Consider the following 21,290-nt stretch of genomic DNA (forward strand, 5'->3'; position numbering starts at 1 on the left):
TTCTCACTTTCTACAATAACTTCTTCTGTTCAAGATTTTTTCTAGTTGAGCTTGGTTCAGCTTGACCAAATTGTTCGGCTAGGCGCTGACTCCAGCTTGTGGTCGCACGCGCCCCAGCATAGTCAGCCTGCACACGGTCATAAGCTTGGATTGCCTCAGTTGACTGTTCTTTATATTCTTCCTCAAATACCACTTGAGTCAATGGCAAGCGAGGTTTGACTTCATGTTCTTCATTTGGTAAACCTAGTGCCATCCCAAAGACAGGATAGGTGTAGTCAGGCAAATTAAAAAGCTCTGCTACTTCTTCTGACTTGTATCGAACCAAGCCAATAATGACACCACCATAGCCCAAGCTTTCAGCTGCCAGCAGGGCATTTTGACCAGCAAGAGCCGCATCGACTGAACTAATCAAGAGACCTTCTACACCTTGAGGCTGGAAGTTGTCAGTATGAAGTTGGGCTCCCTTTTCCGCTCGGTTCAAATCTCCGACAAAGAGAAGGAAAACAGCTGACTGGCGAATGGCTTCTTGAGGTACCAATTCATACAAGGCATCTTTCTTCTCTTGACTTCGTACCACAATCACAGAGTAGGATTGGAAATTCTTCCAAGACGAAGCCATCTGGGCTGCTGTCAGGATTTCAGTCAAGTCTTCCTGAGGAAGGGCTTGCTCCTTAAATCTACGCACTGAAGTATGAGCTTTCATCAGTTTAATCGTTTCTGTCATCGACGGTTCACTCCTTCTAAACGAGTCTCCTCAGCCAAATAACGGATGCGTTCCATGACGCGTCTGGCTTCCCAGGTTTCGTCATTTCCATGTTTCCCTTTAGCGAAATGCTGCTCCAATTCTTCAAAGTTGAAGTTGGAGGTGAAAAAGGTCGGTAAATTTTCCTGCATCCGATATTGAAGAATGACTTGCAGGATTTCATCACGTACCCAAGCTGTTGATTGCTCGGCACCAATGTCATCTAAAATCAGGACTTCAGACAGTTTAATCTCATCCACCAATGTCTTAACATTACCATCACCGATAGCATTTTTGACATCAATGACAAAGCTAGGATAGTGGAGGAGAGTGGATGAAACACCACGTTTTTCTGACAAATCATAGGCTAAGGCAGCCACCATGAAACTTTTACCCACACCAAAGTCTCCATAGAGATAGAGACCTTTACGGACATGAGGATAGGCTTCTGAAAATTCAACCAAACGTTGAAAAACAGTGAAACGTTTCTCATCATCTGCATCAACATCCGCAAAACTTACTTTTTTAAGACTAGCTGGCAGATTGATTAACTTGAGACGATTCTTAATAGCCGCTTCTTTTTCAGCAGCGATTAGTTCAGGAGTTTCTTCATAAGAAACGTCCGCATAGCCATGATTCATAACCAAAATAGGCTTGTAGCCTTTGGCAATATAAGCCGTATCCCCACGGAGAAATTTGTCACGCTCGGTGATGTACTGATTAAACTTGGAGATACTGCGATTTAATTCCTCTGGAGTCAAGGATTCTTGCTGGATAAATGCCGCAACATCAGGGTCCTTCATGATTTTCTGGACCAAATCTTGATAATGAAAACGACTAGGTTGACGTTTGAGTACGTCTCCGACACTTTCCATCTAATCTCCTCCTTTTTCTAATCGAGCTAATAGTTCTTGTTTCTTACGTTCTAGTTCCAGACGAGTTTCCTCGCTGGTTTCATTCTTATAATCTGGGTTACTCCACTTGGGTACATTGGACTTGGCAGGACCGGGTTTACTAGTCTTTTGAGCCTGACTCTTCTGTCCTCTCTCACGGATGCGCAAGACTGCCTCTTCTGCCGAATGAATCTTTTGATAGGCATAGTCATTAGCCACCTTCATGGCATATTTCTCATTGATGTTTGCCGAATCTACCTTATTAAAGGTCAACAAGAGAATGATATTGATGACTTCGTCCAGCAAGCCCAAGCCAGCCATCTGATGCAAGAGTTCTCTTTCTGTTTGGATAATGGTTCCCTTGCGTGTCTGCTTGATTTCTGCCAAGAACTGCAGGGCAGTCTTACTTTTGGCTTCTTTGATAATGGTTGCTTCCTTAGGACTAAAGTCAGAGGAAACCGGTTTTTGAGCAATTTTTTCACGCATTCGTTTGGTTGAAATGACCTTGGAAACAGCTGTTGACTTGGCCAATTGATAGGTCTCAAACCAAGTCCATTTCTTCTCCTCAGCAATGGCAAAGAGGTTTAAGACATCGGACTGCTCATCCGCAAAACGAAGCCCATCTCGAGCCATAAGCTGACGAAAATGGTCCAAGTCAAAATCGTTGGCCACTTTCTTCTTGAGACTAAGGTCTTCTTGACCTCCTAATTCTGCCAAGTCTGGAAAGACTTGATTGAGTGAGACAGGTATTTCTTCTCCCTCAGCACTCTCAACCTTCAAATCCTCCACAGCCGCATCGCCAATTTTTTTCTCCAAGAGTCTACGATAAACAGGATGTTCCAAGAAATCCTGACTTGAAAGAGGAGCATGGAGGTCTAGCTGATAAACATCCCCCTTTTGATAGAGAGTCAAGAGATTAAAAGCAGATAGGATTTTCAGGGATTTTATCAGTCTATCCATCCCAAAGTTGAGATGGTTGAGAATACTTGAAAAGAGGTATTCCTTTCTGCCATTATCCCAAAAACTGATTGTATAAAGATAAAGGCTCAGTGCCTCCTGACCGATAATCGGGAGGTAGCACTGTACCAGAGATGAGGTATCTTGCGACACCCGATTATTCTTTAGATAAGAAAAACGGTCAATTGGCTTCATTTATCTTTCCTTTTTCTTTTTAGAGGACTGGGTGATTTGTTGGAGCAAGCTCTCTAACTCACTAACATCCTTAAAACTACGATAGACACTGGCAAAACGTACATAGGTAATCTCATCTAACTCAGCCAACTCCTCCATGACGAGTGAACCAATGTCCTCACTTTGAATTTCATTTTCATTTCGACCACGGAGTTTCTGTTCGATACGATTGACTACCATGTTGATTTCATCACTTGACACAGGACGTTTCTGGGCTGAACGGATAATCCCATTAAAGATTTTATCTCTGGAGAACTGTTCCCGTGTGCCATCTTTTTTAACAACCACTAAGGTTCTTTCTTCTACTCGTTCGTAGGTTGTAAAACGGTGCTGGCATTCATCGCACTCACGTCTTCTACGAATGGTGTTCCCTTCTTCTGCTTGGCGACTATCGATAACACTTGACTTGGTAGCCCCACATTTTGGACAACGCATCCTTTCCCTCCTTATCGTTTTCTTTTCATTATACCATTTTTTAAACGATTCCCAAAACAATTCTTCTTTTTGCTTGACAAGTTTTTTGTTTTGTTGTATTATTTAATTAAGACAAAAGGATAGAAGAAAGGAGACCAAGATGTCCTGGACATTTGACAACAAAAAACCCATCTATTTACAGATTATGGAGAAAATCAAGCTTCAGATTGTTTCCCATACACTGGAACCCAATCAACAACTTCCAACCGTGAGAGAGCTAGCTAGCGAGGCCGGTGTCAATCCAAACACCATCCAAAGAGCCTTATCAGACCTCGAACGAGAAGGATTTGTCTACAGCAAGCGAACAACTGGACGATTTGTGACTGAAGATAAAGAGCTGATCGCCCAATCGCGCAAACAATTATCAGAAGAAGAATTGGAACACTTCGTTTCCTCCATGACCTATTTTGGCTATGAAAAAGAAGAACTACCAAGCGTAGTCGGCGATTATATTAAAGGAGTTTAAGCCTATGTCATTACTAGCATTTGAAAATGTATCCAAATCTTATGGAGCAACCCCAGCCCTTGAAAATGTTTCTCTTGACATTCCAGCTGGAAAAATTGTTGGTCTCCTTGGCCCAAACGGCTCAGGAAAAACAACCTTGATTAAACTAATCAATGGCCTCTTACAACCAGATCAAGGACGTGTCCTTATCAACGATATGGACCCAAGCCCAGCAACCAAGGCCATCGTAGCTTATTTGCCGGATACGACCTATCTCAATGAGCAAATGAAGGTCAAAGAAGCCCTAACCTACTTCAAGACCTTCTATAAAGATTTCAATCTTGAACGCGCCCATCATCTACTTGCAGACCTAGGAATTGATGAAAATAGTCGTCTCAAGAAATTATCAAAAGGGAACAAGGAAAAGGTACAACTGATTTTGGTTATGAGCCGTGATGCTCGTCTCTACGTTCTGGACGAACCTATTGGTGGAGTGGACCCAGCAGCCCGTGAGTATATCCTCAATACCATTATCAATAACTACTCACCAACTTCTACCGTTTTGATTTCTACCCACTTGATTTCTGATATCGAGCCAATCTTGGATGAAATTGTCTTCCTCAAAGACGGAAAAGTCGTCCGTCAAGGCAATGTAGATGATATTCGCTATGAGTCAGGTGAATCCATTGACCAACTCTTCCGTCAGGAATTTAAGGCCTAAGCAAAGGAGATTATTATGTTTTGGAATTTAGTTCGCTACGAATTTAAAAATGTTAACAAGTGGTATTTAGCCCTCTACGCAGCCGTGCTAGTCCTTTCTGCCCTTATCGGGATACAAGCACAGACCTATAACAATCTGCCTGTCAAAGAAAGTCGACCTGTTTTACTTATTTTTCTAGCCCTCGTCTTTGGTGGCTTGATGATTACACTTGGGATTTCAACTCTTTTCTTAATCATTAAACGCTTTAAAGGTAGTGTCTATGACCGACAAGGCTATCTGACTTTGACCCTTCCAGTATCCGAACACCATATCATCACAACCAAACTAATCGGTGCCTTTATCTGGTCGTTGATTAGCACTGCTGTATTGGCTCTAAGTGCTGTTATTATTGTGACCATAACGGCTCCAGAATCGATTCCTCTTTCTTATGTGATTACATTTGTAGAAACACATCTCCCTCAGATCTTTCTTACAGGTATATCCTTCCTACTAAATACCATTTCAAGTATCCTCTGCATCTACTTGGCTATTTCCATTGGACAGCTTTTCAATGAATACCGTACAGCACTCGCTGTTGCAGCCTACATTGGTATCCAAATCGTCATTGGATTTATTGAACTTTTCTTCAATCTTAGTTCTAATTTCTATGTCAATTCACTTGTAGGACTCAATGACCATTTCTATATGGGAGCAAGTATAAGTATTGTTGAAGAACTCATATTCATAGCTATCTTTTATCTCGGAACCTACTATATTTTGAGAAATAAGGTTAATTTGCAATAGTTTCATAATCAAAAAGGATAACATCTCATCATAGAGAGGCTATCCTTTTTCTTTTATCTCATTTTCTGTCTAACTTTATTTAAAAAACAAATCCTTTTAAATCTGATTTAAAGGTCCTGTTTAATTTCTCTATTGTGACATTATCATTATATTCCTTACATATTTTCATAGCTTTGGAACATTCTTTTTTACCTAACTCTACTTGATTCGTTTTTATGAGATAAATACCTTTTAAAAAAAGCAAATAAGTCTTTTCAAAATAATATCCTTGTCTGGTCAGTAAATTTTCTAAATCATCTATAAAAAATTGAGCGCTATCTAACAAATTATTTTTTAATAATAATTCTAAATTAAATAAATATAAAGGAATTACTCTATGTGTTCCCATATCTGTTTTTAAAAAATGTCGTGTTTTCTTGATTACCGCTCTATATAGTAAGCTTATGGTTTTAGTGTTCATAAAAAACACCGAATTATAGAAAATTTTCAGTTCATACTCCATCCAATTATCTACAGAAAGCAAATACTTGATTAGCTCATTACATTTAGATGTATTGTAAGGAAGGTTTGCAAGGCGATTAATCTGTTGTTCAGCAATCGATTTTATGTGACAATTGCATAAACTTTTTTCCTGCTTTTGTTTTAGTTCTATTTTCTTTATTAGTTCTTGTAACAAAATGATATCTGAAGAGTTTACAGCATGTTCTAATTCTTCAAAAAAGCATTCTTTTTTAGAATAATAGCAATGAACTAATTCTTCAAATTCTGAAAATGATATCCCCAGGCGATTTAACAACATGTAAAAATGCTCAATAGATAATTTTGTAATCCCATTTTCGAAACGAGAAATAGTTGACTCACTAATCTTATCACAAGCCAAATCTTTAAGACGAAAATTTTTTGAAATACGGATATCCTTTAAAACTGCTCCAAAATTTTCCATAGTATCCTCTTCCATTTCTGCAAAAAATAAAACCTGTTTTTTTATTTGTGGTATGATTATGATTATACAAAAATAAAACAGAAAGGACAATATCATTATGAAAAAAATTTTATTGTAATCAGTTGCTTTACCGAGCCTAGCGACAACACTAGCAGTAAATAAACCAGTTTCTGCTCAAGAATCTATTTCTCCCAAGGCTTATAGCCACTCTAATGGCAGTTGGATTCAATCGAATGGCCGTTGGTGGTATAAACATTCTGACGGTTCTTACACTAAAACAGGTGAAACATCAACGATAGAAGTACCTATCGAAGACGTTAATACTATGGAAAAGGTTTTTAGCAACCAAAACTTTAGTAAAGTTGTTCGGTTCCCAGATAAAACAAAAGCTGAGATTATTGCAAATATGCAAGAACTATTTAAATCTTCTAGCGAAAGCGATGTGAACCACCTTTACTTGTCATGGAGGAAAAAACTGTACGATATCTATTGGTAGCGATAAAACGGTATTTACAGGTTGGGATTCACTTCAAAATAGAATGATTTCGCCTATGGCAGACACCAACACTAACGGAAAAATCACTTTAGAGGAACTGTATCAATACTCTTATCCTCTAGTCCTTGAAGATGCACCCAGCAGTAACAAGGAGCAACATGTATCAGTTTATCCAAAAAACAGTCAATTTGTTTTATTCCAAAAATAAGGAGTTAAGAAAATGAAAGTATCAAAAAAAATCACACTATTTGGTTTATCTCTAGCTGGCCTAGCTTTACTAGCTTTCCCTCATTCAGGAAAGGCCTTCGAGTTGGAAGAAGAATGGGTTATCAAGGGTGGCGTTTGGTATCAAGATGGCAAAATTCTTCGATTTAATAATGGTCATGAAGTCGATATCAAAGTCTTGGATTTGCCAAAAACTGAGAAAATCGAGTGGACGGTTAGTCTCAATGGTCAAGATCAGACAGTCAATTTCCTAGGTCAAGAAAAGGACAAGTCTATGGTCGGTACAAAGGGGCGTTACCTGAATTTCTATGTACCTTATGGCTATAGAGGAGATATCAAGGTAGAAGCCAAGAGCGGAAATGAAGTAAAGACCTGGTCCACTAAAGTAGTAGATGATGTGTATCATGATGGCGGAAAGAGTGGTTACTTCCGTATTGACGAATCAAATGATCAACACACCTACCTTGATGCAAAATGGGACTATCAAACTAAGACCTACACTGCTACCTTACCAGAGACTCTCAATGGTCAAAAAGTATTTGCTTGGGAAGACGACTATGTAGAATTGAAACTTCAAAAACCAGGAGTTATCAGTCATTCCTACAGAGGGGGAGGAGCCTTCAAAATACTTTATCCGATTCTAAAAGCAGAAAGTTGGCTAAAAAAGAATTACAGTGAAAGCTGGTACTATCAAAAACAAGGGCAATTAGTTAAAAATGCTTGGGTTAAGGACAAGGGAACTTGGTACTTTATGAATGATAAAGGAGTCATGTTCAATCAAACTTGGCTCTATCAAGGTGGCAACTGGTATGCCTTTAAATCATCAGGAGCTATGATTGCTAGTGACTGGCTATATGATAATCACTCTTGGTATTACCTAAGAGACTCAGGTTCTATGGCGACAGGTTGGATCAAAGATAGCGGCTCTTGGTATTATCTAAACAACTCAGGTTCTATGGCAACAGGCTGGGTGAAAGATAGCGGCTCTTGGTATTACCTTGCTTCATCAGGTAAGATGCTTCACAATACCTATACACCTGATGGTTACTATGTAGATGCCAGTGGCGCTTGGAAATAATCTAAAGTATACATTTTATTCCATCAGCTATTAGTGTACCTGCTCAGACTAAATGTTATCAGAGGTGCAAGACAAATCTAGATAATAATACAAAAAGCGAATCGAAACAATGAATTCTGTTTTGTTCGCTTTTTGTATTCTATTCGAGAAATTATGGAAAATAATCTCTCTTACTTATTAGACTTTTATTCAATCTAGATTGAATATTCTATAGAAAATTAAATGCGTTATACCAAACAATGTTTCTTTGTTTTTTATCTCTTTATCATCCACTATAAAATTAGTGAAATACTAATTTTTATGGTATACTAGCGATAATAAATAGTTATCGGTAGGAAAAAATTATGCAGAATAAATTTATCTTTAAAGAGAATGGAAAATATAACAGACAAAGCTATAAAAATACTTTATTTACAGACTTACCTGAAATTGATGGGCAAATTGATTTTTGCCGTAGTGATTTTAGAGGTTCAAAATTTTATAAATTAAATATCAGTGCAAATTTTGACAGAGCGGATTTTATGGGATGTAGCTTTCAAAGTGTTAATTTTATTGATACAAGCTTTGGCGCTCCTCAATTTAAAAATTGTATTTTTGAAAATGTGATATTTAGAAATAATCACTATAATGCTACAGTTTTTATCAAATGTTCTTTCTTAAATTGTAAATTTGATGAAGAGAGTATATATTCCAACTTTACCGAGTGTTCTTTTAATAAAACAGAATTTAAAAATCTAAATTTTGAAAGATCTACAGTGGATAATTCAAAATTTTTAGAATGCAACTTTTTGAATGTAGATTTTTCAACATTAGCGGCTGAAGATTTAATATTTGAAGCGACATCTTTTTCAAATGTCTCAATGAGTATCAATTACTTCTTTTCATATTTTATTGATTCTAAAACAAATTTAAAAGATATAGTATTTGAGTATAGAGGAAGTAAAACTTATCTAACTGAAGAAGTTTCAGATAATTATTTTAATAACTTACTTGAAGAGCAAAGATATTCTGAGTTATTTAATATGTGCATACTGCTAAATAATGAAGCTAATTTATACAATATTTTGCTTACTATTATCTCTAAAAAGGATACCTTGGGATATCAGTTACTTCGATGTATAGAGTGTATTATTTTCTATTTAAAAAAGGGAATGTTAAGTTTTGAAACTGCTAGTTCCCTATTAAATCTTTTAAAAATTTCTAATCAGAATATTGATATTAACAATTTATCAATTAATGAAAAAATTTATAGTTTAGAGCAACTTCTAGTCACTCTCCCGTTCGACAATATAAAATTAAAAGGAAATAATACTCCAGATTTTATTATTAAATTTAGATGTGCTATTGATTCTGAAAACGAGGCTGGTGAATACATTGAAAATTTATTACATTCTATTTTATTGTCTGCCCAATCAACTCTGGATTTTTCTTATAAACTTATAAAAAAAGAGAAAGGCTCTTGGATTTTTACATTTATGATTTCATCTGCTTTTCTAGTTTATACTTTAAAACAAATACAACAGATGGTTGTTAATACTCAAATAATTTGTAAGAATCAGTTGCAAATTCGATTCATTGAATCCGTAGTAAATGACTATATTCAGAGGTTGGAACACAATCGTTCAATTGATCTAAATTCATCAGAATTAGTTCCGTTAAATCATGACTTAGAAAGTTTGACACAGCTAATCCGTAATACTGACTTGACTCCAATAGAAACCAATGAAGATATGTTTGGCAAAATTACAAATATTGATATATCTAAATTAAATACTTAACACAATAAAATCATAAAGTAAGGGAGTGAACTTTATGATTTTATTTTATCTAGAAAGTAGTTATTGATAATAGTTTATCAATTTATTAAAAGCTAAATGTAGAATACTAAAATCATTTAATAAATTAACTCTAAAACTATAACTATGTTCGTAATTTTTTAAATAAGAATTCATTGGAATTGTAAAAACATTACAGTTCTTTAAAATCTCTAAAGCAAGGACTGATGAGTCGGCTAAACAATTTTTATTTTTAATGTCTATATGCGCAATTCCCCAATATCCTTGATTGCAAGGCTCCATTTGAATACACGTTCCTTGTAAGTAAGATGAGAGCATTTGAAAATTACTTCTAGCAGTTTGCAAATGAGTTTTTACAAGTACATCAATTACCTCACCATTATCTAGATAGCCTTTAAGCATATTCAATGACCCTATGGAAAACGGACTTGCAGAATAATTAAAAATTCGTTCCATTTCATTTAGCAACTCTTTCCTTTTTGTCAAAAAAATTGCAGATTTAACTCCATTTAAATATGCTTTTTTTGATATAGATTCAATAATAATTAGATTGCTAAAAGATTTATATTTTTGATGTTTCTTAAATGGAGAAACAAAATTATTATTCCAGACTAAATTACCATAAACACTATCAATAATCACAAAAATTTTTTCTATTTCGCACCACTCTAAAAAATCAGTGTCTGCAATTGAGATTGATTCGCAGAATAACGGATCTGTAAAAATAACTATATCAATACTTTTATTTTTACAATCTTGCTTTATCTGGTTTATATTTAGAAATTGTTCAGAAAAAACAGTATATCCATTCTCCAAGTAAATATTTAAATATGAGTAGTAACACGGTGCAATGAGTAGGACATTTTGTAATCCTAATTTTTTTAAAACATAACTTAATAAGAAGCTTCCAACAGTTGCACTAGGGAAAATACTCACGTCAACACTATTATTTAACAGTTGTTTTATAGTTTTTTTAAAGTCAAATAATTCATCGGGATATCTATAGTTAATATAATCTGTTGCTTTTAATGAATCTTGAATCTCAACGATTACTTTTTCATAATTTACATCAAAAACTTCAATATTCCAACTAGAAACAAGAAGTGTTTCTTGGTTAATGTGCTTTTCTAAATATGAAATATCATTAATTTTTTCTTGTTTACTGAACATGAGATTTCCTACCGATAACTATTTATTATCGCTATACAAAGCACCTAAATAGGTTTATAATAGCATGATTATTGATAAAGGAGATTTTTATGGACTATAAACTTATTTCTACTTACTTAGATTATTGCAAAACTCATAAGCGTTTGAGTTCACACACGATTCGCGCTTATAAGAATGATCTTATGCAATTTTATAACTCAGACTATGATAATGTCGAATCCTATATAGAACACTTGACACAATCTAACATAAAAACGAATACATTAAGAAGAAAAATTGCTTGTATGAAGGTGTTTTATAACTATCTAAAATACCAGAACATAATTGAAGAGAATCCCTTCAATCAATTGCGCTTTCAATTTAGAACTGAAAAAATATTACCTAAAACGATTCCGCATGACATTCTGAAAAGTATTTTTTTATATTTAGAGCAGAGAGTAGTTCTATCTAAAACTGATTATCAAAAACAACACGCTGAAAGAAATCTACTGATTATTTCACTTTTACTTTCAACAGGCATCAGAATTTCTGAACTTTGCCACATCCATCTCAAAGACATTAATCTTTCCAATAAGACACTCCATATTATAGGAAAAGGTAAGAAAGAGCGTATCCTATTTTTAGGAGATCAAAAAACATTCAATTTATTAGAAACATATATAAATAAAACAAGAAATGAATCCAATGATTTCTTGTTCCCAGGGAAACATTCACTTAAGCCATTGTCAGAGCAAAGTGTACGTTTAGTTATAAAAAGAATCGTTGAACAAAATAACTTTTCTAGAACTATTACACCGCATATGTTTAGACATAGCTTTGCGACAATGCTTCTAGATAGTGATGTAGATATTCGATATATTCAACAAATTCTTGGACATAGTTCTATATCAATCACACAAATCTATACTCACGTATCTCATTCAAAACAAAAAGAAATACTTAGTTCTTTTAATCCTGTATCAGCGATTCATTCTGATAAAAAATGAACACTCATTAAACACACTTAGTTCATATATTTATAATTGTTTTACTATATTCTAATAAGCATTGATAGTATAGTAGATTGAAACAAAATATGCACAAATATATTAGGAGATAAGTTAATTTCTAGAAATGTTTTAGCAACCGTAGTGTACTATTGTAGATTCAATCTGTTTCATATCCCAACTTTAAAAACTTTTAGAGTAACAAATGAAGTATTTGATAAAAAGGAGTATAATATCTTTAAAACGGATTACATGTATATCGATAGGGAGGTCAACTCTTTATGCTGAGAAGATTTGTTACTAAGAAGCACCTCGTACTTTACTTCTTTTCTATTGCCATTACTTGGCTGGAAGCAATTATCACGCCAGCCCTTGTTCAGAATATTGTTGCTAGTTTTACCAATCAAGAACTAGGCCTTCTTTGGAAAGTTTTGATTTTGGGAATCCTTGGAAACCTCATTCTATTACTAGGCTTAGCTGGGAAACGCTATTACTACGCCCGTTTGATTACTGACTTTAAATATGGAATCAAGAGTGCTATTTTCAAGCGATTTTTAAGCAGTTATGAGATTGATGAAAAGGATATTTTGTCTGACCTAGAAAACGACGTCAAACAACTAGAAGAAAACTATATTGAGCCAACGGTCATCATCATTTCTTCTCTTGGTTTCACCACTGTGTCCATTCTCTATGCCCTATGGACCAATTTTTACTTGGGTCTTATTTTCATTCTCTTCTACTCCTTTCCTGTACTCTGCAGTGCTATCGGATCAAAGCGTTTGGACTCACTGTCTGAAAAGCGGTCCACTGTTAACCAGAGTTACTTAACAAGCTTGACAAATTTTATTGGCGGTAGCCAACAAATTCGCCATTATCAGGGGCAAGACTACTTTTTTGCTCGCTATCAAAAGCAATTACAAACCAGTCTAGATGCCGAAATCAACTATGAAAAGCAACGAACTTTAAACAGTCTCTTGATCAATAGCATCGATGCCTTTTGTTCTGTCACACCTATCGTCATCGGTGGCTTTATGACCTACTATAATTATTTAGATGCGGCGAGTTTTGTGGCCATCTATCTAGTTTCCCATAATATCGGCTATCAATTCCAAGAGTTGGCTTACTTTACCAACACCCGAAAAGCGAATCGAACTCTTCTCAATAAATACCAAAAACTTTTGAACCATTCTGATCCCATCTCGCCTAGAAGCATAGAAAACATTTTCCCTATCCAGCTTAACAGCATCTCCCTAGAAAAAGATGGGAATATCCTCTTATCTCCGGTTTCCATACACATCAAGCAAGGAGAAAAAATCGCCATTATCGGGGAAAGTGGCTCTGGTAAGACAACCCTGCTCAATATCATTCATGGAGAAGAGACACCAACAAGTGGACAGATTAGCTTTGCTGGTCAAAAACTGTCACGTCAAGAAATCACAAGTATTAGTTCCTATATTCTCCAAGATAGCCATTACTTTGACACGCTATCTCTGGAAGACAATATCCTTCTGGGACTGGATAAAAATAAAGAGACTTTAAATCATATCCTCAAAAAAACAGGATTAGAACATTTGAAAAATCGAACGCTCAGAAATGATAGTCTATCTGGTGGCGAGAAACAACGCCTAGAAATCGCTCGCGCCCTCTACCATGATAGCCAACTCATCTTAGCAGATGAGATTAAGGCCAATCTTGACTCGGAAAATAGCAGAAAAATTAGCGACTTACTCTTCTCCCTACCTCAAACAGTCATTGAAGTCATTCACCACTACACGGAAGAAGACTTAAAACACTATGACCAAGTCATTCACTTAAGCAGAGAAAAGTAATAGTCTATAACATACGATTTTAAAAAGCAAGGAACTCAAATTCCTTGCTTTTTAACTCAATATCAAATTGGCTACAATAGGGCTGACAAAGACATAGAGAATACCGGTGACACCGATAGCCAAACCACCCATGGCTCCTGCTACAGAGCCGTATCGGAAGGCTGTTCCCGTTCCAACTGCGTGGCCTGTTCCTCCAAGGGAAAGACCAACAGCTACTGGATCGTCAATTTTCAACCACTTCAAAAGGGTTGGTCCGATGACACTGGTTAAAATCCCAGTTGCCACTACTACCACCAAGGTCACAGTCGTCAAACCTTGCAATTTTTCTGTGATTCCTACTGCCATGGCGGTTGTTACTGACTTAGGAAAGAGAGAAATGGCTAGGAAAAAGTCCATTCCAAAAATCTTAGCTATAAGGGCCGTGAAAGAGGTATTGACCACTACCGCTAACAGACTTCCAAAAAGAATACTCCGAGCATGGTGCTTCATCAAATGAAAACTCTTATAAAGCGGAATCCCTAGAGCAACAGTCGATGGGACAATCAAGTTGTTCAGATAAACTCCACCTTGATAATAATCTTGGTAAGAAATCCCCGTCACCTTTAGAAAGATGATAATGAAAATGGCTGACAAAAGCAAGGGCGTTGTCAATGGATGAGGAAAACGTCTGTAAATCAGCATTCCCACTAGATAGGCTAGGATTGATAGGGCAAGCCCAAACAGAGGATTGGAAACAAATTCACTCATTTGGCATCTCCTTTCTCATAATCTCCCTCAAATCGTCTCTTGATAAACTGAACAACCAAGGCAATGAGGATAATATTGATAACAGCTGCAAAAAAGACAATCAAAACAATTGGCAAAAGATAGGGAGCAATCACATCAAACTTCTCCATGATTCCCACTGCTGGCGGCAAAAAGAGAATGGTCATATTGGCCAGCAAGAAATTCCCCACCATATTGACATGCCTAGTTCTCAGCCACTTGAATTGTAGGGCTAGAAAGAGAATAATCAAACCGATAATACTGCCTGGGATGGGCAAATGAAAGAAACTGGAAATCCCCTCTCCGATTAGAGAAATCACAAAGAGAATCATTAATTGAACATATAATTTCATCCTAAACTCCACGAAATAGACTTCTTGCATACCAGTTTACTCTTTTTTCAGAAAATTTCAAGGAAATGCACAAGAGTTGATGAAAATTAGAGAGGAAAGGGGATACAGGCAATTACAGACTAGTGAAAACAGGCCTAATTTAGGATCAAAGATTTCAGCGTCCTTCTTGCCAGCCTTCTTGAAAAGTAGTATAATTATTGCATGCGCAATCATCTTGTGATACAGAAATTGTCCGTTAATGGACTTTCTTCTATTTACAACTCTAAAAAGAAAGGAGATACTATGACCTATTTGGAAAAATGGTTTGACTTCAATCGACGTCAGAAAGAAATTGAAGGTCTCTTGGAAGAGACAATTGCCCAGCAGAGTGACCAAAGTCTGACCTTGAAAGAGTTTTACCTACTCTACTATCTGGACTTGGCCCAAGAAAAATCTCTACGACAGATTGATTTGCCTGATAAACTTCATCTGAGCCCGAGCGCTGTTTCTCGGATGGTGGCTCGCTTAGAAGCTAAAAATTGCGGTCTACTTAGTCGCAGGTGTTGCGATCAAGATAGGCGTTCTAGCTTTATCTGCCTGACAGGTGATGGTCAAAAGACACTGGCCTCGCTACAAAAGGCTGTCGAAGAAAGCTTGGAAACTAGTTTGGATTTCTTGATTTAAGATGATTTTAGAAAAAAGTTGCGTGCGCAATCATTTTTCTTGACATTCTCTTTTACAAGGAGTAAAATAAAGTCATCATTAAACAAAGGAGTTTTTAAAATGATTGAAATTACCTATCTAGATGCCAGCAAGAACGAAAGAACTGTGACTTTCGAGTCTTATGAAGATTTTGATCGTTCACAACAAGCTTGCCTTATCGGCGTCGCAGACTACTACCCAGTCCAAAAATTAACTTACAACGGTCATGATTTGGACTACCATGGGACTTATGGAGATGTCTTCTTCTATCCCATGAAACAAGATTTAAGCCAATATAACTAAAAAAGGAGAAATACAATGGCAAAAGCAATTACAGATGCAACATTCGAACAAGAAACAAAAGACGGTTTGGTCTTGGTAGACTTCTGGGCAACTTGGTGTGGTCCATGTCGTATGCAAGGTCCAATCTTGGATAAATTGTCTGAAGAACTTTCAGAAGATGTCTTGAAAATCGTTAAAATGGACGTTGATGAGAATCCAAACACAGCTCGTGCTTTTGGAATCATGTCTATCCCAACTCTTCTCTTCAAAAAAGACGGCCAAGTGGTGAAACAAGTTGCTGGTGTTCACACAGCAGAACAAATCAAGGCCATCGTTGCGGAATTGAGCTAATCACATTAGAGACCAAGTACTTTCTTTGGTCTCTTTTTTCTTGCCCTTTGCCATTTTTCAAAAAATATGCTAGACTGTAGGTAGAATATTACGATGTTTGGGACATGCCATCGCTAAAAAAAACCTCTACTTGGTATTTTTTAGCTCCCTCATGGGAGCTTTTTGCGTGCTCTGAACATTTCCCATTTTGGAAGGAGTACTATGAAACGTCAATCAGCCTTGGTCGTCTTTAGTGGCGGTCAAGATTCCACAACCTGCCTCTTCTGGGCCAAAGAACACTATGAAACAGTCGAAGCTGTCACCTTTGCCTACGGTCAACGTCATCATCTCGAAATTCAAGTTGCCCAAGAAATCGCTAAGGAACAAGGCATTCGTCATCACATCCTAGATATGTCTCTGCTGGGACAAATCACTGAAAATGCCCTGACTTCTGATATGGAGATTAAGCAAAAAGAGGGAGAGGTTCCCAATACCTTCGTTGATGGTCGCAACCACCTCTTTCTGTCCTTTGCGGCAGTTCTTGCTAAGCAACGAGGCATTAAAGATATCGTGACAGGTGTCTGCGAGACAGACTTCTCAGGCTACCCCGATTGTCGAGATGTCTTTGTCAAATCCCTTAATGTTACCCTCAACCTTGCCATGGATTACGACTTTGTTATCCAAACGCCTCTCATGTGGCTGGACAAGGCTGAAACTTGGGAGTTAGCCGATCAACTCGGTACCTTTGACTACGTTCGTGAAAAGACCTTAACCTGCTACAATGGAATTATCGGAAGCGGCTGTGGGGATTGCCCAGCCTGCCACCTACGTCAGCATGGTTTAGATGTCTATCTCTCACAGAAAGGAGAGGTCTAATGTTTTTTGCACCCAAAGAAATCAAACAAGAAACTGGGGAGTCTCTTGTCTACAATCCTCACAGAACCTTGGTATCAAAAGAGTTTACCTTTGATGCTGCCCACCACCTCTTTCACTATGAGGGAAAATGTAAGTCCCTGCACGGCCACACCTATCATCTGCAGATTGCTGTCAGTGGATTTTTAGATGAACGTGGCATGACCTACGATTTCGGAGATATCAAAGCGATCTACAAGAACTACTTAGAGCCCCACTTGGATCATCGCTATCTCAATGAAACTCTTCCCTATATGAACACGACTGCTGAAAATATGGTTTACTGGATTTTCCAAACCATGAGTCAAGAGTTACCTGATGAGCGTGGTCTTCGTTTGGAATACGTTCGCCTCTATGAAACTCCGACTTCCTTTGCAGAGTTTAGACGGGAGTGGTTAGATGACTAGGGAACGTGTCCTCAAACTACCAGTTCTGGAAATTTTTGGCCCTACCTTTCAAGGTGAAGGTCGTGCTATTGGGCAGAAAACCATGTTTGTCCGCACTGCCGGTTGCGACTACCACTGCGACTGGTGCGATTCTGCCTTTACTTGGGATGGTTCTGAAAAACCAACTCGCATGACAGCTGACGAGGTTATTGCTGCCTTGGATAAATTGGGGAGCTACGACTATGTCACCCTATCTGGGGGAAATCCTGCTATCCTAGCAGCCAACATGGCCGAATTGGTCACTAAACTCAAGGAACGTGGTGTCACTCTGGCTGTTGAAACTCAAGGCTCTCGCTGGCAAAATTGGTTGAAAGACATTGACCAAGTCACCCTGAGTCCCAAACCTCCTTCATCCAAGATGGAAGTCAACTTTGAAACCCTTGACTTTATCGTTTCCCAACTGGATTCAGATAAAGTTACCTTTAAAATCCCTGTCTTTGATGATGCCGATTTGGCCTTTGCCAAAGGGATTCAAGAACGCTACCAACCAGATGTCCTCTTCTTATCGGCTGGAAATCCTGAGCCCAAGGCCACAGGCAATATTATCCAAGATCAACTGGACCGTCTCAAAGAACTCTGGGAACGCGTCGCTACTGACGATAGCTGGGGCAATGTCCGCGTCCTTCCTCAACTCCATACCCTCCTCTACGATAATCAACGTGGTGTTTAAAATTAGAAAGAAAAAATCATGTCACAACAAGAAGAAATGAAAAACCTAAGCCTACTAGGCAACAAAGAAACCAACTACATTTTCGAATATCAACCAGAAGTCCTCGAATCCTTTGACAATCGTCATGTGGAAAATGACTATTTTATTAAATTCAACTGCCCTGAATTTACCTCACTTTGCCCTATTACTGCTCAGCCAGACTTTGCAACTATCTATATTTCCTACATCCCTGACAAGCTCTGTGTCGAGTCAAAATCCCTCAAACTCTACCTCTTTAGCTACCGAAACCACGGAGATTTCCACGAAAACTGTATCAACACCATTGGGAAAGACTTAGTCAACTTGCTAGACCCTCGCTATTTAGAGGTCTGGGGAAAATTCACTCCACGCGGTGGCATCTCAATCGACCCCTACTACAACTACGGTAAACCTGGAACTAAGTATGAAGGCTTGGCAGAACAACGCCTCTTCCAACACGACCTTTATCCAGAGAAAATTGACAACCGTTAAACTCATACGAAAAAGCCCTGTTCCTCTAGATGAGGAGCAAGGCTTTTTGTTTTTCAATTATTCTTCTGTTCCAAGGAAGTTTTTTGCAACGAGGGCTGCAAGAACCCCACCAACGATTGGCGCAAGGATGAAAATCCAAACTTGTTGAAGGGCTGCGCCACCTACCAAAACAGCTGGTGCCAAGCTACGGGCTGGATTTACTGAAAGCCCAGTAATGTTCAAGCCCACAAGAATCATCGCCATCAATGACAAACCGATTACCAAACCAGCAATCGCGCCATTGCCCTTGCTTTCTGAAGTCACTGTCATGATAACCACAACAAACAAGAAGGTTGCGATGACTTCAAACAAGAATCCACCAAAGACAGTGACACCGTTTGCCAAGGCATTTTCACCAAGGCTAGCAGTTGACATACCTGAGTTAGCCAAGAGGAAGAAGACAGCGCCAGAAGCAATAAAAGCTCCAACAACCTGACCAAGGATGTAGTTGACAAGGTCTTTTGATGACAAACGTTTGTTAACAAACATAGCAATCGAAACAGCTGGGTTCAAGTGAGCACCTGAAACAGTTCCGATTGAGTAGGCTGCAACCACGATGGCTAAACCAAAGGCAAAGGCGATTCCAAGGTGACCTAGGCCATCAAGACCATTTCCAAAAACAACAGCTCCTGTCCCAACGAACACAAGCATGAACGTACCGATTAACTCAGCAACAAATTTTTTCATTTTCTTTCTCCTTTTTTCAAAAACTAGATACTAGTCTATCAAAAGAAGGAAAGGGTTTCAAGAAAATTGATTGGAAATCATAGAACTATTAGCTTATCCCTAGTATTGAAAAGACTGGATAGCTTCTTTCAAGTCATCTTGTAAACTATTTCTCTGGTCAAGTTGGACATAGACTTCCAACAGACAGGATCTGAAGTTGGAAAATTTATAAAAATCTTCCCTTTCTTCTATCGGAAAGTCAACAGCTTTTATCCAAGAAGCTACTTGCTCTTGCTCCAACTTCCCTTGTAAAATAGGTTCATAGATCACTCTTGCTAAACGCCAATCCTCATCATCTGTAAAACGAATCGCAATTCTTTTAAACAGTTGACCAAGTATGTCAAATACTTCATGAATTCTGTTTTTAGGAAAGTCTGGATGACAAACCACCTCTGTCAGTAAATCGGCTCCATGTGCAAAAGCATGAACCCAACCGTACTGACTTGAAAAACCCCTTGTATCCTTTTCTTTTGAAAGATAGTGCAAGCCTTGATTTAAAAGGACATTACGAATTTCTGCTTTTAATCCCTGATAAAAAATTGATTGCTGGTTGGCATCCGCAGACAAGAGATTTGCATAAATAAGCGCCCTAAAAGAACGTTCAAGAGTTGACAGGCCTACCTTATCAATCTCTTTATCTAACCCTCCATCAGATAAAATTTCCTCAGCAATGAAATGAAATTGCTCCTGTGTAAATAGCTTTTCCTGAATCCCTCTAGCAAAGCTTGTAAAAACAAGGTCATCGCGAATTTCTGGAGAAGAATCTCCCAAATGATCAAGTAACCACTGGATTTCTTCCTGGTTATAACTTGGTTTTTCTTCTGCCATTTTTCTAAGTAACTCTTGATACATGGGCAATACCTCTACATTTCTAGCAACTTGATATAATCTAGACCCCATTTCTCGACAGCATCTAAAACAACTCTGAATTCCTGCCCCATTTCGGTTAAGCTGTACTCAACTCGTGGTGGAACTTCGGCATAGACCTTTCGTTGAACAATCTTATCCTTTTCTAATTGACGGAGATGACGGGTCAAAATAGTTTGAGTAATCCCAGGCAATAATCTCTGTAATTCTTTAAATCGTTTGGTACCTGTACTCAACTGATAAATGATTACCAGTGCCCATTTCCCCGTTAAAACCCTCTGCGTTGTCGCAAATGGACAAATACCATACTCACTCACTTTATTTGTCATAAAATATCCTCTTTCTATTTTTTAAAAAAATTTATCTTTTAATATCAATAAAAGTACTACTTTTGATACCAGGTATCGAAAAAGTCTCTACTTGTTTTTTTGTTTGTAACTGTTACAATTATATCATAAAAAAGAAATGGAGAATAGATATGTCAACAAACTTAGAAATTTTCAACGCTTATAACCAAGCTTTAATTGCTGGTGACTTTCCTGGTGTCTTTGAAACGATGGCAGACGATATTGTCTGGCATCAACCTGGTAATCATAGTATATCTGGTACAGTTGTTGGTAAGGACAAGCTAGGAGCTCACCTGGCTACATTTGCTGAGAAAACTAATGGAACCTTTAAGGTGGTAACAAATTGGGTTTCTGACAATAAGGATTTAATCGCAGCCAATGTTACTTTTCTTGGAACACGGGCTGATGGTACTGAACTCAATATGAACGGGATTGACCTCTTCCGTATTGAAGACGGAAAAATCAAAGAAGTTTGGCTCTTCTCTTCAGATCAAGCAGAAGAAGATAGCTTTTGGGGATAATTTAAGAGGCCAGGACAAAAAATTTTGATTTTAGGAATTCTTTATTATAAATTTTTAAAATCGATAGAT

27 protein-coding genes are annotated in these 21,290 nt (G+C 37.6%); 16 read left to right on the forward strand and 11 right to left on the reverse strand.

Going from position 1 to position 21,290, the window contains the following annotated elements; genetic code table 11:
* Window positions 1-10: 10 nt before the first annotated feature.
* Genes O3650_RS05130 through nrdR form a run of 4 tightly spaced genes read right to left on the reverse strand, consistent with a single transcriptional unit; the run spans window position 11 to window position 3,261 of the window.
* Window positions 11-724: an NADPH-dependent oxidoreductase gene (locus O3650_RS05130; RefSeq protein WP_203176331.1), complete on the reverse strand. Its 714-nt coding sequence runs from the start codon at window positions 722-724 to the stop codon at window positions 11-13.
* Entirely contained in the window at window positions 721-1,617 is an 897-nt protein-coding gene (dnaI, locus tag O3650_RS05135) for a primosomal protein DnaI (RefSeq protein ID WP_203176329.1), read from the reverse strand. The genes O3650_RS05130 and dnaI overlap by 4 nt, the downstream gene beginning before the upstream one ends.
* On the reverse strand, window positions 1,618-2,787 hold the full coding sequence (locus O3650_RS05140; RefSeq protein WP_203176321.1) for a replication initiation and membrane attachment family protein: 1,170 nt from the start codon (window positions 2,785-2,787) through the stop codon (window positions 1,618-1,620).
* A complete protein-coding gene (gene nrdR / locus O3650_RS05145) occupies window positions 2,788-3,261 on the reverse strand; it encodes a transcriptional regulator NrdR (RefSeq protein WP_001203672.1) in 474 nt (157 codons plus the stop codon).
* Between the two features lie 139 nt (window positions 3,262-3,400).
* Between nrdR and O3650_RS05150 the strand changes: the two genes are divergently transcribed.
* Genes O3650_RS05150 through O3650_RS05160 form a run of 3 tightly spaced genes read left to right on the forward strand, consistent with a single transcriptional unit; the run spans window position 3,401 to window position 5,249 of the window.
* Window positions 3,401-3,766, forward strand: a complete 366-nt coding sequence (locus tag O3650_RS05150; RefSeq protein WP_176139673.1) for a GntR family transcriptional regulator — start codon at window positions 3,401-3,403, stop codon at window positions 3,764-3,766.
* Window positions 3,767-3,770: 4 nt separating this feature from the next.
* Window positions 3,771-4,466, forward strand: a complete 696-nt coding sequence (locus O3650_RS05155) for an ABC transporter ATP-binding protein (protein WP_000054197.1) — start codon at window positions 3,771-3,773, stop codon at window positions 4,464-4,466.
* A 15-nt stretch (window positions 4,467-4,481) separates the two neighbouring features.
* Window positions 4,482-5,249 (forward strand): hypothetical protein, encoded by a 768-nt coding sequence (locus O3650_RS05160; RefSeq protein WP_203176320.1) that lies wholly within the window; start codon window positions 4,482-4,484, stop codon window positions 5,247-5,249.
* Window positions 5,250-5,328: 79 nt separating this feature from the next.
* On the opposite strand, the gene O3650_RS05165 is transcribed toward O3650_RS05160, so the two are convergent.
* Window positions 5,329-6,192, reverse strand: coding sequence for a helix-turn-helix domain-containing protein (locus tag O3650_RS05165; RefSeq protein WP_203175513.1), 864 nt, complete (start codon window positions 6,190-6,192; stop codon window positions 5,329-5,331).
* A gap of 551 nt (window positions 6,193-6,743) precedes the next feature.
* Here O3650_RS05165 and O3650_RS05170 point away from each other — a divergent pair.
* From O3650_RS05170 to O3650_RS05180, 3 genes are all read left to right on the forward strand, one after another.
* Complete coding sequence (locus O3650_RS05170; RefSeq protein WP_371491740.1) at window positions 6,744-6,896, forward strand: hypothetical protein; 153 nt, start codon at window positions 6,744-6,746, stop codon at window positions 6,894-6,896.
* Window positions 6,897-6,908: 12 nt separating this feature from the next.
* The gene (locus O3650_RS05175) at window positions 6,909-7,991 is read left to right on the forward strand and encodes an N-acetylmuramoyl-L-alanine amidase family protein (protein WP_203175514.1); all 1,083 of its coding nucleotides are present in this window, start codon (window positions 6,909-6,911) and stop codon (window positions 7,989-7,991) included.
* Window positions 7,992-8,335: 344 nt separating this feature from the next.
* Entirely contained in the window at window positions 8,336-9,769 is a 1,434-nt protein-coding gene (locus O3650_RS05180; RefSeq protein ID WP_371491743.1) for a pentapeptide repeat-containing protein, read from the forward strand.
* 60 nt (window positions 9,770-9,829) lie between these two features.
* Here O3650_RS05180 and O3650_RS05185 read toward each other — a convergent pair whose 3' ends face one another.
* Complete coding sequence (locus O3650_RS05185) at window positions 9,830-10,957, reverse strand: aminotransferase class I/II-fold pyridoxal phosphate-dependent enzyme (protein WP_153193076.1); 1,128 nt, start codon at window positions 10,955-10,957, stop codon at window positions 9,830-9,832.
* A gap of 89 nt (window positions 10,958-11,046) precedes the next feature.
* Between O3650_RS05185 and O3650_RS05190 the strand changes: the two genes are divergently transcribed.
* Together O3650_RS05190 and O3650_RS05195 are read left to right on the forward strand one after the other, a co-directional pair.
* Window positions 11,047-11,943, forward strand: a complete 897-nt coding sequence (locus O3650_RS05190; RefSeq protein WP_153193074.1) for a tyrosine-type recombinase/integrase — start codon at window positions 11,047-11,049, stop codon at window positions 11,941-11,943.
* 281 nt (window positions 11,944-12,224) lie between these two features.
* Window positions 12,225-13,772: an ABC transporter ATP-binding protein gene (locus O3650_RS05195; RefSeq protein ID WP_203175515.1), complete on the forward strand. Its 1,548-nt coding sequence runs from the start codon at window positions 12,225-12,227 to the stop codon at window positions 13,770-13,772.
* A gap of 51 nt (window positions 13,773-13,823) precedes the next feature.
* Here O3650_RS05195 and O3650_RS05200 read toward each other — a convergent pair whose 3' ends face one another.
* Together O3650_RS05200 and O3650_RS05205 are read right to left on the reverse strand one after the other, a co-directional pair.
* Entirely contained in the window at window positions 13,824-14,519 is a 696-nt protein-coding gene (locus O3650_RS05200) for an LrgB family protein (RefSeq protein ID WP_203175516.1), read from the reverse strand.
* Complete coding sequence (locus O3650_RS05205) at window positions 14,516-14,890, reverse strand: CidA/LrgA family protein (protein WP_000781325.1); 375 nt, start codon at window positions 14,888-14,890, stop codon at window positions 14,516-14,518. The genes O3650_RS05200 and O3650_RS05205 overlap by 4 nt, the downstream gene beginning before the upstream one ends.
* 282 nt (window positions 14,891-15,172) lie before the next feature.
* On the opposite strand from O3650_RS05205, the gene O3650_RS05210 reads away from it, so the two are divergent.
* The 7 genes from O3650_RS05210 (at window position 15,173) to queF (ending at window position 18,721) form a co-directional block, all read left to right on the forward strand.
* A complete protein-coding gene (locus O3650_RS05210) occupies window positions 15,173-15,553 on the forward strand; it encodes a MarR family winged helix-turn-helix transcriptional regulator (RefSeq protein WP_185757561.1) in 381 nt (126 codons plus the stop codon).
* Window positions 15,554-15,652: 99 nt separating this feature from the next.
* Complete coding sequence (locus O3650_RS05215) at window positions 15,653-15,874, forward strand: DUF4649 family protein (protein ID WP_371491745.1); 222 nt, start codon at window positions 15,653-15,655, stop codon at window positions 15,872-15,874.
* 15 nt (window positions 15,875-15,889) lie between these two features.
* Window positions 15,890-16,204, forward strand: coding sequence for a thioredoxin (gene trxA, locus O3650_RS05220; RefSeq protein WP_001029581.1), 315 nt, complete (start codon window positions 15,890-15,892; stop codon window positions 16,202-16,204).
* A gap of 201 nt (window positions 16,205-16,405) precedes the next feature.
* Window positions 16,406-17,059 carry a 7-cyano-7-deazaguanine synthase QueC gene (gene queC, locus O3650_RS05225; protein ID WP_033684847.1) on the forward strand — a complete coding sequence of 218 codons (654 nt, stop codon included), beginning with the start codon at window positions 16,406-16,408 and terminating at the stop codon, window positions 17,057-17,059.
* On the forward strand, window positions 17,059-17,502 hold the full coding sequence (gene queD / locus O3650_RS05230; protein ID WP_000464576.1) for a 6-carboxytetrahydropterin synthase QueD: 444 nt from the start codon (window positions 17,059-17,061) through the stop codon (window positions 17,500-17,502). The genes queC and queD overlap by 1 nt, the downstream gene beginning before the upstream one ends.
* Entirely contained in the window at window positions 17,495-18,211 is a 717-nt protein-coding gene (gene queE, locus O3650_RS05235) for a 7-carboxy-7-deazaguanine synthase QueE (protein ID WP_371491748.1), read from the forward strand. Before queD ends, queE begins: the two co-directional genes overlap by 8 nt.
* Before the next feature lie 18 nt (window positions 18,212-18,229).
* Window positions 18,230-18,721 (forward strand): preQ(1) synthase, encoded by a 492-nt coding sequence (gene queF, locus O3650_RS05240; protein WP_000082587.1) that lies wholly within the window; start codon window positions 18,230-18,232, stop codon window positions 18,719-18,721.
* A gap of 57 nt (window positions 18,722-18,778) precedes the next feature.
* On the opposite strand, the gene O3650_RS05245 is transcribed toward queF, so the two are convergent.
* The 3 genes from O3650_RS05245 to O3650_RS05255 all read right to left on the reverse strand — a co-directional run bounded on the left by O3650_RS05245 (window position 18,779) and on the right by O3650_RS05255 (window position 20,682).
* Window positions 18,779-19,447, reverse strand: a complete 669-nt coding sequence (locus O3650_RS05245; RefSeq protein WP_261083325.1) for an aquaporin — start codon at window positions 19,445-19,447, stop codon at window positions 18,779-18,781.
* A gap of 99 nt (window positions 19,448-19,546) precedes the next feature.
* Window positions 19,547-20,338 (reverse strand): DUF2785 domain-containing protein, encoded by a 792-nt coding sequence (locus O3650_RS05250; protein ID WP_261083327.1) that lies wholly within the window; start codon window positions 20,336-20,338, stop codon window positions 19,547-19,549.
* 11 nt (window positions 20,339-20,349) lie between these two features.
* Window positions 20,350-20,682, reverse strand: coding sequence for a helix-turn-helix domain-containing protein (locus tag O3650_RS05255; protein WP_000182730.1), 333 nt, complete (start codon window positions 20,680-20,682; stop codon window positions 20,350-20,352).
* A gap of 149 nt (window positions 20,683-20,831) precedes the next feature.
* Between O3650_RS05255 and O3650_RS05260 the strand changes: the two genes are divergently transcribed.
* Window positions 20,832-21,221, forward strand: a complete 390-nt coding sequence (locus O3650_RS05260) for a nuclear transport factor 2 family protein (RefSeq protein ID WP_261053123.1) — start codon at window positions 20,832-20,834, stop codon at window positions 21,219-21,221.
* The last annotated feature ends 69 nt before the right edge of the window (window positions 21,222-21,290 follow it).

The organism is Streptococcus sp. 20925_1_24, assembly GCF_041432335.1.
In the GTDB taxonomy this organism is placed as follows: Bacteria; Bacillota; Bacilli; order Lactobacillales; family Streptococcaceae; genus Streptococcus; species Streptococcus mitis_BM.

Coding starts and splice junctions, on each gene's coding strand:
- O3650_RS05130 (WP_203176331.1), bottom strand. CDS start 724: ATGACAGAAACGATTAAACTGATGAAAGCTCATACTTCAGTGCGTAGA.
- dnaI (WP_203176329.1), bottom strand. CDS start 1,617: ATGGAAAGTGTCGGAGACGTACTCAAACGTCAACCTAGTCGTTTTCAT.
- O3650_RS05140 (WP_203176321.1), bottom strand. CDS start 2,787: ATGAAGCCAATTGACCGTTTTTCTTATCTAAAGAATAATCGGGTGTCG.
- nrdR (WP_001203672.1), bottom strand. CDS start 3,261: ATGCGTTGTCCAAAATGTGGGGCTACCAAGTCAAGTGTTATCGATAGT.
- O3650_RS05150 (WP_176139673.1), top strand. CDS start 3,401: ATGTCCTGGACATTTGACAACAAAAAACCCATCTATTTACAGATTATG.
- O3650_RS05155 (WP_000054197.1), top strand. CDS start 3,771: ATGTCATTACTAGCATTTGAAAATGTATCCAAATCTTATGGAGCAACC.
- O3650_RS05160 (WP_203176320.1), top strand. CDS start 4,482: ATGTTTTGGAATTTAGTTCGCTACGAATTTAAAAATGTTAACAAGTGG.
- O3650_RS05165 (WP_203175513.1), bottom strand. CDS start 6,192: ATGGAAAATTTTGGAGCAGTTTTAAAGGATATCCGTATTTCAAAAAAT.
- O3650_RS05170 (WP_371491740.1), top strand. CDS start 6,744: ATGGCAGACACCAACACTAACGGAAAAATCACTTTAGAGGAACTGTAT.
- O3650_RS05175 (WP_203175514.1), top strand. CDS start 6,909: ATGAAAGTATCAAAAAAAATCACACTATTTGGTTTATCTCTAGCTGGC.
- O3650_RS05180 (WP_371491743.1), top strand. CDS start 8,336: ATGCAGAATAAATTTATCTTTAAAGAGAATGGAAAATATAACAGACAA.
- O3650_RS05185 (WP_153193076.1), bottom strand. CDS start 10,957: ATGTTCAGTAAACAAGAAAAAATTAATGATATTTCATATTTAGAAAAG.
- O3650_RS05190 (WP_153193074.1), top strand. CDS start 11,047: ATGGACTATAAACTTATTTCTACTTACTTAGATTATTGCAAAACTCAT.
- O3650_RS05195 (WP_203175515.1), top strand. CDS start 12,225: ATGCTGAGAAGATTTGTTACTAAGAAGCACCTCGTACTTTACTTCTTT.
- O3650_RS05200 (WP_203175516.1), bottom strand. CDS start 14,519: ATGAGTGAATTTGTTTCCAATCCTCTGTTTGGGCTTGCCCTATCAATC.
- O3650_RS05205 (WP_000781325.1), bottom strand. CDS start 14,890: ATGAAATTATATGTTCAATTAATGATTCTCTTTGTGATTTCTCTAATC.
- O3650_RS05210 (WP_185757561.1), top strand. CDS start 15,173: ATGACCTATTTGGAAAAATGGTTTGACTTCAATCGACGTCAGAAAGAA.
- O3650_RS05215 (WP_371491745.1), top strand. CDS start 15,653: ATGATTGAAATTACCTATCTAGATGCCAGCAAGAACGAAAGAACTGTG.
- trxA (WP_001029581.1), top strand. CDS start 15,890: ATGGCAAAAGCAATTACAGATGCAACATTCGAACAAGAAACAAAAGAC.
- queC (WP_033684847.1), top strand. CDS start 16,406: ATGAAACGTCAATCAGCCTTGGTCGTCTTTAGTGGCGGTCAAGATTCC.
- queD (WP_000464576.1), top strand. CDS start 17,059: ATGTTTTTTGCACCCAAAGAAATCAAACAAGAAACTGGGGAGTCTCTT.
- queE (WP_371491748.1), top strand. CDS start 17,495: ATGACTAGGGAACGTGTCCTCAAACTACCAGTTCTGGAAATTTTTGGC.
- queF (WP_000082587.1), top strand. CDS start 18,230: ATGTCACAACAAGAAGAAATGAAAAACCTAAGCCTACTAGGCAACAAA.
- O3650_RS05245 (WP_261083325.1), bottom strand. CDS start 19,447: ATGAAAAAATTTGTTGCTGAGTTAATCGGTACGTTCATGCTTGTGTTC.
- O3650_RS05250 (WP_261083327.1), bottom strand. CDS start 20,338: ATGTATCAAGAGTTACTTAGAAAAATGGCAGAAGAAAAACCAAGTTAT.
- O3650_RS05255 (WP_000182730.1), bottom strand. CDS start 20,682: ATGACAAATAAAGTGAGTGAGTATGGTATTTGTCCATTTGCGACAACG.
- O3650_RS05260 (WP_261053123.1), top strand. CDS start 20,832: ATGTCAACAAACTTAGAAATTTTCAACGCTTATAACCAAGCTTTAATT.